General features: G+C 43.7%; 16 protein-coding genes and 1 pseudogene. 13 read left to right on the top strand and 4 right to left on the bottom strand.

Annotated features, from left to right (window positions below; genetic code table 11):
* Positions 1-63: 63 nt before the first annotated feature.
* The 4 genes from BS19_RS00650 to BS19_RS00635 form a co-directional block, all read right to left on the bottom strand.
* Positions 64-2,511: a molybdopterin guanine dinucleotide-containing S/N-oxide reductase gene (locus BS19_RS00650; RefSeq protein WP_038172630.1), complete on the bottom strand. Its 2,448-nt coding sequence runs from the start codon at positions 2,509-2,511 to the stop codon at positions 64-66.
* Between the two features lie 19 nt (positions 2,512-2,530).
* Positions 2,531-3,628: a NapC/NirT family cytochrome c gene (locus tag BS19_RS00645; protein WP_038172628.1), complete on the bottom strand. Its 1,098-nt coding sequence runs from the start codon at positions 3,626-3,628 to the stop codon at positions 2,531-2,533.
* A 360-nt stretch (positions 3,629-3,988) separates the two neighbouring features.
* Positions 3,989-4,270 carry a T3SS regulon translocated regulator ExsE2 gene (gene exsE2, locus BS19_RS00640; RefSeq protein ID WP_038172626.1) on the bottom strand — a complete coding sequence of 94 codons (282 nt, stop codon included), beginning with the start codon at positions 4,268-4,270 and terminating at the stop codon, positions 3,989-3,991.
* A 12-nt stretch (positions 4,271-4,282) separates the two neighbouring features.
* The gene (locus BS19_RS00635) at positions 4,283-4,729 is read right to left on the bottom strand and encodes a CesT family type III secretion system chaperone (protein WP_038172624.1); all 447 of its coding nucleotides are present in this window, start codon (positions 4,727-4,729) and stop codon (positions 4,283-4,285) included.
* A 666-nt stretch (positions 4,730-5,395) separates the two neighbouring features.
* Between BS19_RS00635 and BS19_RS00630 the strand changes: the two genes are divergently transcribed.
* The 13 genes and pseudogenes from BS19_RS00630 to BS19_RS00570 all read left to right on the top strand — a co-directional run bounded on the left by BS19_RS00630 (position 5,396) and on the right by BS19_RS00570 (position 14,635).
* The gene (locus tag BS19_RS00630; protein ID WP_425424999.1) at positions 5,396-6,202 is read left to right on the top strand and encodes a helix-turn-helix transcriptional regulator; all 807 of its coding nucleotides are present in this window, start codon (positions 5,396-5,398) and stop codon (positions 6,200-6,202) included.
* A 147-nt stretch (positions 6,203-6,349) separates the two neighbouring features.
* Positions 6,350-7,336 (top strand): T3SS regulon anti-activator ExsD domain-containing protein, encoded by a 987-nt coding sequence (locus tag BS19_RS00625; protein ID WP_038172620.1) that lies wholly within the window; start codon positions 6,350-6,352, stop codon positions 7,334-7,336.
* Between the two features lie 13 nt (positions 7,337-7,349).
* Complete coding sequence (locus BS19_RS00620; protein ID WP_038172618.1) at positions 7,350-7,778, top strand: YscB family type III secretion system chaperone; 429 nt, start codon at positions 7,350-7,352, stop codon at positions 7,776-7,778.
* Positions 7,775-9,639: pseudogene (gene sctC / locus BS19_RS00615) on the top strand (type III secretion system outer membrane ring subunit SctC). Before BS19_RS00620 ends, sctC begins: the two are co-directional and overlap by 4 nt.
* Positions 9,545-10,852, top strand: a complete 1,308-nt coding sequence (gene sctD, locus BS19_RS00610) for a type III secretion system inner membrane ring subunit SctD (RefSeq protein WP_038172616.1) — start codon at positions 9,545-9,547, stop codon at positions 10,850-10,852. Before sctC ends, sctD begins: the two are co-directional and overlap by 95 nt.
* Positions 10,839-11,075: an EscE/YscE/SsaE family type III secretion system needle protein co-chaperone gene (locus tag BS19_RS00605; protein ID WP_038172614.1), complete on the top strand. Its 237-nt coding sequence runs from the start codon at positions 10,839-10,841 to the stop codon at positions 11,073-11,075. The genes sctD and BS19_RS00605 overlap by 14 nt, the downstream gene beginning before the upstream one ends.
* Positions 11,059-11,310: a type III secretion system needle filament subunit SctF gene (gene sctF, locus BS19_RS00600; RefSeq protein WP_038172612.1), complete on the top strand. Its 252-nt coding sequence runs from the start codon at positions 11,059-11,061 to the stop codon at positions 11,308-11,310. The genes BS19_RS00605 and sctF overlap by 17 nt, the downstream gene beginning before the upstream one ends.
* A gap of 3 nt (positions 11,311-11,313) precedes the next feature.
* The gene (locus BS19_RS00595; protein WP_038172610.1) at positions 11,314-11,673 is read left to right on the top strand and encodes a YscG family type III secretion system chaperone; all 360 of its coding nucleotides are present in this window, start codon (positions 11,314-11,316) and stop codon (positions 11,671-11,673) included.
* Positions 11,670-12,017 carry a type III secretion system inner rod subunit SctI gene (gene sctI / locus BS19_RS00590; protein WP_038172609.1) on the top strand — a complete coding sequence of 116 codons (348 nt, stop codon included), beginning with the start codon at positions 11,670-11,672 and terminating at the stop codon, positions 12,015-12,017. Before BS19_RS00595 ends, sctI begins: the two co-directional genes overlap by 4 nt.
* A gap of 2 nt (positions 12,018-12,019) precedes the next feature.
* Positions 12,020-12,760 carry a type III secretion system inner membrane ring lipoprotein SctJ gene (gene sctJ / locus BS19_RS00585; protein ID WP_038172607.1) on the top strand — a complete coding sequence of 247 codons (741 nt, stop codon included), beginning with the start codon at positions 12,020-12,022 and terminating at the stop codon, positions 12,758-12,760.
* Complete coding sequence (gene vscK, locus BS19_RS00580) at positions 12,753-13,418, top strand: SctK family type III secretion system sorting platform protein VscK (RefSeq protein ID WP_038172605.1); 666 nt, start codon at positions 12,753-12,755, stop codon at positions 13,416-13,418. Before sctJ ends, vscK begins: the two co-directional genes overlap by 8 nt.
* Entirely contained in the window at positions 13,397-14,056 is a 660-nt protein-coding gene (locus BS19_RS00575) for an HrpE/YscL family type III secretion apparatus protein (RefSeq protein WP_038172604.1), read from the top strand. The genes vscK and BS19_RS00575 overlap by 22 nt, the downstream gene beginning before the upstream one ends.
* 141 nt (positions 14,057-14,197) lie before the next feature.
* Positions 14,198-14,635: a CesT family type III secretion system chaperone gene (locus tag BS19_RS00570; protein WP_038172602.1), complete on the top strand. Its 438-nt coding sequence runs from the start codon at positions 14,198-14,200 to the stop codon at positions 14,633-14,635.

Raw genomic sequence — 14,635 nt, 5'->3', positions numbered from 1 at the left:
GCTCACTTTAAGTGAACGGCATTGGAGCGAGTGCTCTAGTTTATCGGATTTATAAGTGTTTGTTTACGCGCTTTTCGGTGGGACAAACGCCGTCAGCTCAAGTGCCGGACCTGTATATTTTTCAATCCGGACTAACGCCGAGTTTGCTGCACACCCGTTAGCGAGTCGCGAGGTAGGAATGTCGAGCGTTAGGACATTCGCACCGCCATTTTTACACAAGCCCGTTTTGGCATCGAGATCAGGCCAGCCGCCTTCATGAATACAGACCGAACCAGGTTTAATGCCGTCAGTGACCAGAGCGCCAACCAGTACTTGTCCTCGATCATTGTAGGCGCGGACTAAGTCACCGTTCTTGATACCTCGGGCGGCGGCGTCTTGAGTATTAATGGTAATTGGCTCACGGTCTGCAATGGCGTATTGCTGACGTAGTTGGGCGTAGTTAAATTGACTGTGCAAACGGTGGGCTGCATGAGCCGTCATCAGCTGCAGTTCGCCCTCTTTGGCGCTACCAGAATATTCGGTTGGTTCCATCCAAGTCGGGTGAGCAGGGCAGTCATCAAGTTTATAGCTCTCGATAGTTCGCGAGTAAATCTCGATTTTTCCGCTTGGCGTGCCAAGTGGGTTCATGACTGGATCTTTTCTAAAATCAGCATGGCGAACAAACTCGGCCGCCTTCTTGTTGAACTTCATTTCAATCAGTTGATTTTCATCCCAGAATTGGCCGAATTTTGGCATGCGAATTCTTGCTGCTCGCGCTCCTTTTTGCGCCGTTTCATAGAATTCTTTAATCCAATCCATTTCGTCCTTACCCTCGGTAAACACATAATGACCACCGGGTTTGATCAATTCCGCCATATCGGCAAAGACGTCGAAATCATTGCGTGCTTCACCTTGAGGTTCGACGACTTTCTTCATTGGTACTAAGTGTTGATTACTATAGTCGCCTGTCATGGTCATGTCGTTGCGTTCAAACGATGTGGTGATGGGCAAAACAATATCGGCGTGTTTTGCCGCTGCGGTCCAATAAATTTCAGAAATCACGACTAATTCAGGTTTTTGCCATGCTTTGATCAGGCGATTAGTATCTTGGTGATGAGTAAAGTTACCACCACCTGCCCACCAAATCATTTTAATGTCAGGGAATGACAACTCTTTGCCGTTATGGAGATAAGCCTTACCTGGGTTTTCAAGCGCTTCGACGATACGGGCGACTGGGAAACTATTAACTGCGCCAGAAACGGCCCAATCGTTACCAGCCGAAGAGCCGCCACCGATAGTCGCTGAAATCGCCGGGAGTACCCCTGCGTCTCGGGTCGGGTTACCACCGTTAGAGTAATGGTAAGAGAAGCCAAACCCGCCGCCAGGTAGCCCGATTTGTCCTAACATTGAGGCCAGAGTGACCAACATCCAGTGACGTTGTTCACCATATTGTTGGCGCTGCAACCCCCAACCAGCCATTAGCATGGTGCGATTTTGGCTGAAGATATCTGCGAGCATTTCAATTTTTTTGGCTGGAACGCCGCTAATTTTTTCGGCCCATTGTGGTGTTTTCTCGACACCATCTTCTTTACCAAGTAGGTAGGCTTCAAATTCTGGGTAACCTGCGGTGTATTTATCCAAGAATGCTTTGTCGTGTTTGCCTGTTGTTATCAATGAGTGAGCAATACCCATCATCAAGGCAACATCGGTCATTGGGTTAGGTGCAATCCACTCAATTTTGCCGTCAAAGAATTCGATGGTTTCTGAGCGCATCGGATCGATCGCAATGACGGTTTTGCCCGATTTTTTTAGTTGATGGAAAAACTCTAGGCCAGAGCAGTCACTTGAACTCCATGCAATTTTTAATGTATTGAGAGGATTCATCCCCCACAGAACAACCACCTCGGAATTTTCCATGACGACTGGGTGAGTAGTTTGCTGTTCATACACCTCTATCGAGCCCATTACATGCGGCATAATTACCTGCGCAGCACCCGTTGAATAATCGCCTAAGTGACCAGAGTAACCGCCTGCCATACTCATATAACGTTGTAGTAGTGTTTGAGCTTTATGCAGCACCCCACTTGAACGCCAACCATAGGAACCGGCAAAAACAGACTCAGCGCCATACTGCTGACGAATGCGCATGTGTTGTTCATGGATCAGTTTATAAGCCTCATCCCAAGAAACGCGGACGTAGTCATCTTGGCCGCGCTCGCCTTTCGGTTGGTTGGGATCATCTAAGTAGCCTTTGCGTACCATCGGGTATTTGATTCGGGCTTTGGTATAGACTTGATCTGGTCCTGTTGATTGCAGGCTGTTTACTACTGTTTGTGCAAGGGCATTGGTGGTTGAAACCAGTTTTCCCTCTTTCACCTCGCAAAGTAAAGGCCCCATGCGGCTAGCCGTTAATACGCCTGAACCACGCTTATTTGATGCGGCCGTACTTAAAGGAGCGAGAGAGGTAATCGCTGCGGCGCCCGCAGCCATGCCAGTTCCTTTGAGAAAACCGCGACGTGTAATTTCGGTCATAATCGTATCCTTTTGTCTCTTAGTGGCCTACCACATCTTTGGCGTGGTATTGGAAGAATTTGGTCAGCACTTCTAGGTCGTAATCTGAGATATCAGTGCGTTCGCCCATTCCCTTCGCAACAGGGCCCCATGCGTTGACAGTAAAGTGCCCTGCGGGAATTTTGGAATGGCAGGTTGAGCAGTAGACCGTGTCGAGTTGCTCAGCGTATTCCCATAACGGTTTTTGGCTTGAAAGAACCGGTGAGTCAATTTCGCCAACTAAGCTGGCTGAACGCCATTCGTTACCGTATTCGTCTTGTATGTAATTTCCTACTTGTAAGGCGGCTTGGCCTTGCTCGGTTAAGGTGGCGATAATCGCGCGTTGCCCTTCACCAAAATAAAGCACTTGCTCTGCGCCTTTCATTTGATAGCCATCAAGCTGAACTTGACGGGCGTTGTCTCCTTGGGAGGCTAACACCATTAGTTCAGTTGTTGGGCTAACAGTGGCAAGATCACCCAATTGGACGAACTCGACCGGATAAACTTGCTTGGCTTGTGGATCGGTTTGCTCAGTGAATGCCATCAAGTTGTCGAAGGCGGCACTGTCCATTTCAGGTTCGGGAGCAAAGTGGGCAACACCTTTATGACAGTCAATACAAGTTTGCTTGTTGTCTAGTCCGTACTGATGCATTTTGACTGCGTCATCTGACTGCTCGTAAGTGTCCATTGCTTCATGAGTATGACAAGAACGACAAGTTGCTGAATCGTTGGCCCTCAATTGCGCCCAGACGGTTTCAGCCATGGCAATACGGTGTTCTTCATATTTTTCTTCGCTATCAATCTTGCCAGTAATAAACTCATGATAGATGTCTTTAGACGCACGAATTTTTGTCACGACATAATCGATAGGGTCTGATGGGATATGACAATCAGCACATTCGGCTCGTATGCCTTTGGCATTGGTAAAGTGAATCGAGCCTTGATACTCCTCATAGGGGATTTGCATAGTGTGGCATGAGAGGCAGAACTCGGTGCTTGACGTGTAGTGCATAACTGCGGCTGTGCCTCCAAGGGTCAGCCACCCTATAGTGATACCTATTACGGTAATTAGTGCGATATAACGTTTTCTAATTGACATAATGTGCACCAACCTTTGATGTTTTTTGTGCTCTGTCGCAATCTACTCCTTTAGTGGTACATAATGGTTGATCTTGCTCATAACCATGATTTTTGTATGGTTAAAATGTTTATATCTGAGGGGTTGATCGCTGATTTAATCAATCTAAGCAATAGTTTCACGAGTTGACATTGTTATTAGTGATTAATCTCTCAATATTGCCCTCCTGTAAGTAGAGGGATGTAATAGAGTTTAAGACTCTGATTTTATTTAATAAATTTCTTTGTGTGGTGAGTTTTTGCGAAATGAGCGGCAGGAGAAAAATATAAAGTAACGGCTGAGCACTGACATGTTTCCAAGCAAGTCTACAGCAGATCAAAATCATTCGATGATTTGTACTTTTCGTTGATAAAGTGTCTCTATAATTTGCTGGACCCTGTCGTTAGACATAACTAGATTACAATGCTGGAGATCACTCAGTTGCGTTAATTGTTGGTCCAAAGAAAGTTTGGCTTGCCGCTTATCATTTTGGTGGATAGTAGGATCAATAATAGCAACAACCTGACCGTGAAACTTTTTCGTCGGGGCGAGGTTAGTGTGTTTGATTTGGTTAAAGTCATGGGTATTGAAGTTGTTTTTCGTGATTTGAATATCGTTTGACATAGTCATCCCATACTATACTTTCAGGTCTTCATGGTTAGGTTCAGAAATACCTTGCTCGTTATTTTCAAAAGCGGTGAGCAGTGACATCCATGATTCACTTTGCGATATGAGTTCTGCCAGTGAGGACTCAAAACACGTGTAGTCAAAGGTCTCGATGTTGAGTATTTTATGTAAACATAAAACTTCTCGATGGTTATCCAAACCAAAAAAAACGCCAAAATCGGACCAGTGATTGTTAAATGCCAATAGTGAACGACATAAATCACTGTTGATTGCTTTTAAATCTACAACTTCCGACTCTAGTTGTACTGCATTAATTTCTGAGTGAAAGATGATATGAACTCGAAGGATATCATCGAACACTAAGCTTAACTCATTATTCACTAGTGATAGTTCAGGCAAGCCTATTTGATGAGCAAACCGATTTAACACCTCATCTATTTTATGGCGTGCTGACATATGCAGGTTCCTTACTGTGGAAGTATCAGTCGAGCATATGTGATTGTAAGCGTGATGTTTATAACAATTAGAAGATATTTTTTATACATCAGTCGGATCTAATTTTTATTTAGAACTTGGAAGGGTGATGATGTCATGTTAGAACAAATACAAATTAGTTCTATATTATTTATCCGTATTAATCACGGTATGTTATTTATAAAGTATGTGCTTTACAAATCTAACGCAGTAAAAAATCATGCTATACACCTACAAGCCAATGTAATACAACACTGAAGAATTATAAATTAAACACTGTGATTAACTTATCTTGTCATATATTCATTCTTCGGACTTGTAAAGTTGTGTTATAAGTTATTTGAAGTTAGCCTCTAAAGATTCAGTTTTCTTTTGTCAGAATAAAATTACATCTGTAGATTTTTATTTTAGATACTAATTAATTGTTCTAAAGTCGTCTATTTTCTAAAATAGAGTGTAGTTCGTTTTCAAGTTCCTGTGCTCTTCTCTTAAATTACAATAATATTTTAAATGTTGGCAGCGATAGCTCTCGATATTGCATTATGCCTCCCGTTTTGAAAATACGGGGTAAGTGAGTATGGTGAAGGTCAGAAGATGAGTGTGTCAGAAGAACGAAATACAGATAAAGCCAATTCTGGTTTTGGCAAAATGCGTAAGCTTTCAACCTATTATCGAGAGGATGAGGTATTGAACTCAGATCATTCTCAGGTTGTTGTGGTGCTTAATGGACAATTAAAAGTTCAAACTGGTGAGTGCACAGTCAATGTTCTGGCTGGCAGCGGGATTTTTCTGTCACAAGGTGATTACTTGTTTGAATATTCGGCATTTGGTCGTAAATTCAACTCGATAATCATCGAGTTTGGGAATGAATTGGTGAGTCAATTACTACAAAAGCACAGTGATCTGCTGATGACTTTGGCGACAGCCGATAAAGTGGTTTCAGGTTTGTTTACTTTTGATTTAAATATACTGCTTGAGCAAGTTCTGTCAGGGATGCAAGCATTGGAAGAGCAGTCTTATCCTGATGCGATCATGCGTTTAAAATACGAAGAAATGTTGATCCTTCTTTTACACAGTCCAGGCGGAGAGCGACTTTATTCTTTACTTTCTCAATTAACCAGTCGAACCTCACTGAGACTGCGACGCTTTATGGAAACGTACTATTTAGAGGAATGGAAGTTGAATGATTATGCCCATGAGTTTGGTGCCAGTCTCACTACATTCAAAGAACTCTTCAATGAACATTATGGCATGCCTCCACGCGCATGGATCAGTGAACGTCGTTTATTGTATGCACACAAGTTGTTGTTGACGAGTAATATGAGCATCGTTGATATCGCAATGGAGGCTGGTTTTTCAAGCCAATCTTATTTTACTCAGAGTTATCGTCGTCGTTTTGGTACTACGCCAAGTAAAGTCCGTTCGGGGGATGAACGGGTTGTTATTGCTAAATAAGTGACTAAAAGCTAATACTTTGTGACTTTTATTATAAGTATACCGATGTAACTCAATATATGATCATCAAATTAGAGACCAATACCCACGACTAATGTCACCTCTTACGTTCCGTAGTGTTCGAAGGGGGGAGGAGAACGAGACGAGATGAAAAAGCAGCATTGGCGACGCCGTTCGCTTTTTTCAGATAACGAGGTGATCAAGCGAAAGGTTACGGTTTTGCATAGTGGTGTCCGCCACGATAGATCCTCTAGGCAAACGCCACATAAAAATGTTGTCAATGTCAGCCACCGTCAGCTTTTAAGTGAGGGTGTGCTCAGTCACGAGCAACTGTCTTTGTTGCAGAGGCTTTTAGATAGAGACGTGGTTGATAGTTTATGTTCGGCTCAGGTCGTAAAGACCTATCAAATGTTAGACACTCCGCTAGACCGTTTTGCGATGCGATTGTTTTTAGAAGTGGGGTCAAGACTTAGCTCAAACCAAGTTTTTGAAAATAATCAACAGCGGCTGACGTACATTAATCAACATATTGGCTATCGCTATAATTTAGCAACGCCAAAATCGTTGGCGGTGTGCCTATGTGGGGCGATAACCGAGTGGCTCAAGCGCCAAACCGATCAGGATGTGCTCTCCAGAGTTGCTGAAATGGGGCAATTAAACAGCCAACTTCAGATTCAAAAAGAGTATTGGACTAAATTAGCCAGTCAACAAGCTCAAACGAGTTCAATTTATATCGAGCAGCAACTACAGCTGATCAAATCTCAGCAAACAAGTGTTAAAGAGCAACTTAAAATGCTCGAAGTGAATCATCAAGAAATGGCTAATTCATATCGATTGTCATTAGAAATTTGGCAGCCATATCTTGATGAATTAAAGGCGTTGGCTGAGTTTACCATGATCACACCCAGTTTCTTTGTCGCTTGGGAAGCTTGGTGTAAAAAAATAACTGAGTTTGCTCCCGAACTGAATGAGATCTGGGAGGCGTGTGATCATGTTTATCGTGACTTGAATGCAGTTGCTAAGTTGTGGCAGTGGTTTCGAGATATGCACTCAGTCAGCCAAGCTGATCTCTATTACTTTGATGTTCAAAGTGGTCAGTGTGGTTACGCTTTTAATCATCTCAGTCATAGCTAATTAAGGCATCACTATGCTAAACGACATTATGAAATCTCTTGCTTCTGAGCGAGGGATTAGGGCTTTTACGCCTGATGAAAATGGCGCCTTTAATATTGATGTTGACCTATTTAGTCTCGAAATCAAGCAGCGTTCCTCTTGGATAATATGGGAAACCACGTTGCCATTTACGTTTGCAGAGGACTTAGACTTTCAAGGTGAGCAGATGCTAAAGCGCTGTATGCAATTTTCATTAAAGACGCTTCGTGATGGCATAAATACGTTGACCGTAAACAACGATCAGAGCTTGGTGCTTCAGGCTAAAGTTGGATGTGAACAGTTATCTTATGCGCGATTTTGTGCCCTTTTGTCGCAACATATCGATAGGTGTGAGCGTTATAGCGCACTACTAACACCAGAAGGCTTTAATCATATCGAGCGTCATACTATGTGGTTGCCATGAAGCACATCAGAAAACGGCAGCTATGGGTTAGCTTAATATTAACCTTTGGTGTCAATAACTTAGCCGCTGCACCTCTTGATTGGCCTAATCATCGTCCGTTTCGTTATTTTGCAGATGATGACTCACTGAAGGAACTGCTGAATAACTTTGGTGCTAATTATTCTGTTGCAGTGGTTGTCAGCGATAAAATCAGTGAAAAGGTGAGTGGTCGATTTACCCCACAGCACCCAAACGAATTTCTTGATTACTTGGCTCAAGTCTACAACCTAATGTGGTATTACGATGGAGCGGTGTTACATGTCTATAAAGCCAATGAAATTCGTTCGAGACTCCTTCAACTCGAAACTCTCACCACACGAGAATTACGTAGCACGTTGATGTCTACCAATGTCTGGGATCCACGCTTTCATTGGCGAGCGGTTGAGGATAAAGGCCTTGTTTATTTGTCTGGACCACCGGATTACGTAGATTTGATCGTTCAAACGGCGCAAGCGTTAGAGAGCCGTATACTTCGCCAAGCTAACCCAATTGATGAACTGTTTGTGGAACTGATTCCGCTCAGGTATGCGTCTGCGACTGATCGTGAGGTTTCTTATCGAAATCAGAAGGTTATCGTTCCTGGCGTCGCTTCCGTGTTACGGCGATTAGTGTCGGGTGTTCAAACGCAAGTTGTCACGGTGAATCATCAAATGGCAGACGAAAAGCCAAGAGAAATAAAGGCTAATCCACCCACACTTGGTCTTGCGACAGTCGAAGCCGAGCCAGGGTTGAATGCCGTCATTGTGCGCGATACACAAGCAAGATTGCCTCTTTATCGTCAGTTAGTGGCACAGTTAGATAAGCCTCAAACAAGAATTGAGGTCGCGTTATCAATAGTGGATATCAGCGCTAACCATATCCGCCAGCTTGGTGTGGATTGGCGTGCGGGTATCTCGGTTGGTAGTAACCGTATTCTCGACATTAAAACGACAGGCGATGTGACTGGCGGTGACGTCACGTTAGGTAGTGGTGCGACGTTTCAATCTTTGTTGGATGCCAGCAATTTAAATTACTTGCTAGCTCAAGTTCGCTTACTTGAATCAGAGGGAAGTGCACAAGTGGTGTCGAGACCGACGTTGTTGACGCAAGAAAATGTCGAGGCGGTGCTGAACAACAGCAATACATTTTACGTTAAATTGCTCGGGTCTGAAACAACAGCACTTGAAGAGGTCAGTTACGGCACGCTGCTTAAAATTGTCCCGCGTATTGTTGGTGATCGTTTCGTCGAGCACCCAGAGATTAACTTAAGCCTCCACCTCGAAGATGGTTCGGAGATCCCGGATGGTAGTGTGGATGATTTGCCTTCCGTTCGTAAGACAGAAATCAGCACATTAGCGACGGTGAAACAAGGACAGAGTTTGCTGATTGGCGGTATTTATCGTGATGAAGTCAGTCAGCAGTTGCGCAAAGTACCTTTACTTGGAGACATCCCGTTCCTTGGGGCACTGTTTAGCAGCAAGACCAGTGTAACTCGCCGCACGGTTCGTTTGTTCATTATATCGCCTCGGATCGTAGTTGACGGGATTAGCGATAATGTTTTTATCGACAATCAATATGACCTAAGACCTCCGTTCGGACAACGAGATAGTCTCTCCAACGACAGTAAAGTGCTTAAGCAGCGTTAACGCTTTATCAGCGTAAAACTGAACAAGTTGGTTGGCGAATCAAAGTCGCTCTGTGTGATTTAGAATCGCATTACGTGCGCCCAGTCGAGTTGAGGAGTCAAAATGACAAGCAAGCAATGGAAAATTCGTATCTTGTCCGGTGTGCATTCAGGGGGAGAAGTGTCATTACCTCCAGGCTCATTGGTTCTGGGGAGTGATGATTATAGTGCCGATCTGGTGTTATCTGACGCGGGGGTAGACCCCCACCATCTGACACTCGAATGCAGAGATGATTACGTGACATTAAGCGATTGCAGAATTGCCACGGTGCATGGAGATCATATTGACGTTATTGGACAAGGGATTAATTTAGAACGTGGCAGTGTAGTCGTCGTTGGTGTGGTTCACTTTGCCATTGGTTATGTCGAAGATGCATTGATTACTTTCGAGCCAGCAAAAGGTGTGAGCAAGCATGAACCATATTTTGACGGAATCGCAAAGCCAAATTGGACACGAGTACTCGTAATTGGAGTGTTGTGCAGTGTGTTACCGAGTGCGATCTTAGCTGGTGTATTTTATCGCCAAGAAAATAATACAATCAAAACGATAACCACTGAAATCGAACCCGTGGCACAAGTGAGACATGTTTTAAAGCGGCTTGGATTTAAGGATGTAAGTGTCGAGTGGAATGCCAGTGATAATCAAGTTGTATTAAAGGGATATGTAGCGGATTACCAGCAAAAACAGCAGTTGCTATACGACATTGATCAACTTGGTATCAATTACATAAGTGAATTGCGCACGATGGAAGAAATTCAACGTAGTGTGCGCTTCGTTTTACATAATCTTGGTTTCCACCAAGTGAATGTTGAAAATGGTGAGCAGACCGGAACAATACTACTCACTGGCTATATCGATGATGCCAGTCACTGGAGTGAAGTCGAACAAATTCTAGCAACAGATGTTCCTGGCTTAGTGGCATGGAAAACCGAGTTACAGCACTCAGGTGCTTATCTAGACACACTTAAATGGCTTCTGGAAAAACAATCACTACTGCAAAAAGTACACATTATCACTAATGGCGATCACGTTGAGATAAGGGGCGAGTTGAGTAAACAAGAAACCGCTCGATTCTATAGCGTGGCGCGCGAGTTTAGGCAGCAACTCGGCGAGATACCTTATTTAGTTCTCAAATCGATGCCTAACGTCAGCAAAGGAAACAGGGTTGATTTCCCTTTTCGTAGTGTCAATTTTGGTCATGCGCCTTACGTCATTCTGAATGATGATGTTCGGTACATGGTTGGGTCAAGAACACCTCAGGGCTACCGCATCTCGAGCGTTACTGCGCAAGCGATTAAACTGGTTAAAGGAGGTCAGGTGATCAATGTCGAGCTGAACTTTAGACAAGAAAACAATCATGACAAATCTTGAGAAAATTCTAGATAATGACCGATATGGCGTAGAAGCAAATAAAATTATTGAAGCGCTTTTTCAGGCACAGCTCTTAGTTAAACGGCAGCTAGATCAAGGGTGTGTCCCTCAGCAATATCAAATGTTAACAACTCAACACCAGGCGTATATTGCCGCGCAAACCGTCATTAAAAATTACGTTTCAAACAAAGTTAAGGAGAATGCTTATGACGTCTTTCTATGATAGTTCCACATCGGTCAATTTAGACCAAGTCAAAGACCAGCTCATAGAGCAAGCCAAGAAGGCTAATGAAAACGTTAACAAGGCGATCGAGAATCTGTCTGCCAATGCCGATGATCCTTCGAAGCTTGCAGAACTGCAACACACCATCAATCAGTGGTCAGTGATCTATAACATTAACTCGACTACGACAAAAGCGATCAAAGACGTGATGCAATCTATTTTACAGAAGGTATAGATCGTGAACACAGCAATGCGTCAGCTCTTGGCTGAGACCGCTCTGATGGCCACGGGAATTCATCATCACACCGCTGCTGAAACTATCGCTGATTCGCTCGCTCAAGAGCAAGATACGGCAGAAGTTGTCGCCATGATTCGTGCCATGAGTTTAATGAACCGCGGGAAGTATCAGCAAGCTGAGCAACTCCTTACCCCTTGGTGCTCAACCTATCCTTGTTTGATCTCGTTTGCCGCTTTAGCCGCAGGTAAAGCCGGTCAGATCACTAAAGCCGAGAATTGGTTAATCCAAGCCGAACAAGTAAATCCAGAGAGCCAAGCATTCGCAACGAGTTTTGCGCAAGAACTTAAGAACTTTCTATGATTATTGATTCAAGCTATCGCTCAGGTATTCAAACTAGCCTGGAAGAGGTGCAAGATGCGCAGATTGAAGATGAGCTCAAAGAGCGTTTTGAGCAAGCAATGTCGGTCGTAGAAAGCGATGCAGGCTTAGAGGGCGGATTGCTCGAAAATATTAGCGAGCTCAAATCAAACATCGATAATGCTAAAAGTGCGCTCCAAGACAATATGCAAATGATTGGTGACAATCCGGCGAAATTGCTTGAAATGCAGTGGGCGCTGACACGAATTACTTTTCAAGAAGAGTTGATCGCTAAAACCGTGGGTAAAACAACACAAAACGTAGAAACTTTGCTAAAGGCGCAGTAAAAATGGAAGAGATAATCCGTATTCTCGCTTTGAGCGTGGTTGTGTTTGTTACCGGATGTCAAACTGAGTTATACACAAATATCAGCCAGAAAGAAGGCAACGAAATGTTGTCGATCTTGTTGTCGGAAGGCGTTAACGCCGACAAAGAACCTGACAAAGATAATACGGTAAAGCTTCTGGTTGAACGCTCGCAAATCGCCTTTGCGGTGGATACACTCAAGAGTAAAGGGTACCCACGTGAGGAGTTCTCTAGCTTAAAAGAAGTCTTCCCTAAAAACGATCTTATCTCCTCACCTCTCGCTGAGCGCGCTCGCTTGATCTACGCAAAATCTCAAGAGCTTTCATCAACGCTGTCTCAGATTGATGGCGTTCTGGTTGCTCGCGTTCATGTTGTGTCGGAAGAAAAAGATTTACGCCCGGGAGAGAATCCAACCCTAGCTTCGGCGTCAGTGTTTATCAAACATGCTGCTGATGTTGCTTTAGATTCTTATATTCCGCAAATAAAATTACTGGTAAATAACAGCATTGAAGGACTTAGCTACGATCGAATTAGTGTCATTATGGTTCCTTCTGCACAAGGTCGTGCCATGCCTCATGGTAAACAGTTCGACAGTATTCTATCTATCCAAGTGTCAAAAACTTCAACGAATCGCTTTATTGTTTTGTTACTTGTTTTATTTGTGCTACTGGTTGGATCAAATATCGCGACGTATTGGTGTTGTAGGAGTGTAAAGCGTGGATAATCCTGAAACGCTATTTAGTCAGGCAGTGTATAACTTCAATTACTGCCCATGCCAATACATTGACATAACCTGGTTAACCCAACCGTTGCCCTGGCTTGAAAACCTTGGCGGCTGGCGAAAAAGACCCGCTCTGAATCAATGGTGCTTGCGAGAGTGGGGAGTCACCCCAGTTTCTGAAACGGCGTTTAATGTGCCCAGCTTCAGTCTTGCCCTTCTGCCATTAGAACCACTCAATGATCTTATCATCATGGTTGGCGGCGTACTTCATTGTCAAGCGATGCGTCATATTGTGTTGAAAGAGCCTAAACAGCACTTAAATTCAGTGTTTGGAATGACTGGTGCTCGATATTGTATTCAGCAAGGGCCTATGCTGCTTTCAAACTGGCCATTAGGGTGGCAAAAAAGCCTACCTAGCCAATTTGATTGTGTAGGCTTGAAAACTCGCGCGCGAGAACTGGGGCTAGTTTGGTTTAATTTCTTGTTGCGAGATGCTCCCGAGAGTCTTCATCAACGCTGGCGTTTCAAGTTAAAGTCATCCGAGTCTGTTTCTCAATCTTCATCCCCATGGCTTGATGTAAACCAACATGATTTGGCCTATCAGTTAACTAAAAAAATAGCAAAGCAGGTAATTCCACAATGTTTTCATTTGTTGAAATAAAAGCAGACAACGTCCAGCTCAGCCCCGGTCTTAAAGTCCTTAAAGCGCACGATTATTTGAGCTATTTGGATTCTAAGGACTTGATAGATGCGGCGCATTCACAAGCTAAAAATGTTGTCTCTAAGGCGCAACTGGCTTACGAAACCGAGAAACAAAGTGGTTATCAAGATGGGTTAGAAAAAGCCAAGATAGAACATGCGCAAACGATGTTGCTGACTTTGGCAAAGTGCAATAATTATTATTTAGAGGTGGAGAAAGAAATGACCGCAGTCGTGCTTGATGCCGTGCGTAAGATTATTGATACCTTTGATGATGCCGATATCACCCTCAATGTTGTACGTGAAGCATTACAGCAAGTAGCAAACCAGAAACAGGTCATATTGTATGTCCATCCAGATCAAGTACGAAATGTTCGTGAAAAAGTGTCGACAATGTTAAGTCACTTTCATGAAGTGGCTTATGTCAACGTGATGGCCGATGTTCGTTTAACAAGCGGTGGGTGTATTCTTGAAACCGAGGTCGGTATCGTTGATGCCAGTATCGATAGTCAACTTGATGCGTTGAAGCAAGCCATGGTCAAACAACTGAGTGATCGCCAGCTTGATGTGAATAGCGAACCATCGATGAATTATCGGTAGTGATCAGGGTAACTTCCTCTTTTATCTGGCAGTAGCGGTCTTAAAACGATAAAAGTCCGACGCTTATTGGCATATCAACAACGGAGAATAGAGAAAAATCACCATTCAAATTAATGCCAAGAGACTGGAGTAGCTTAGCGCATGATAAATGGATGGATGACCTCTGTACTTGCTGAGTTTGCTCAGCGATGCAGCATTTCGGGACTCGCCTTTGATAGGGATAATTGTTGTCGTCTGATCGTAGACCACGGTATCGCTCTGACCGTTAATGTCAGCATTGACCGGCTGACCATTGTTGGTTTGGTTTCAGATAGAAAACCCGGCTTAGACTGGCACACTCAACTGATGAAAAACGCCATCGTTAATGGTGACCCTGCAGTGTATTGGGATGAAGATCTTGGGTTGGTTGGCTTTGTTCATGTTGATCAACACCTTTTAACCGCGTCATTGTTAGAGCAATTGATGGTGGACTTCATTGATTGGATCAAAACTGTGACTAGTCGACCACAACACTTCATCAATCCAGTCAATCAGGCGTTAGATATAGATTCATCACTAGGTTCTTTAATAAGGATTTAA

The sequence above is a fragment of the Vibrio pacinii DSM 19139 genome (assembly GCF_000711795.1).
In the GTDB taxonomy this organism is placed as follows: domain Bacteria; phylum Pseudomonadota; class Gammaproteobacteria; order Enterobacterales; family Vibrionaceae; genus Vibrio; species Vibrio pacinii.
This window is presented reverse-complemented; position numbering and strand designations above follow the sequence as displayed.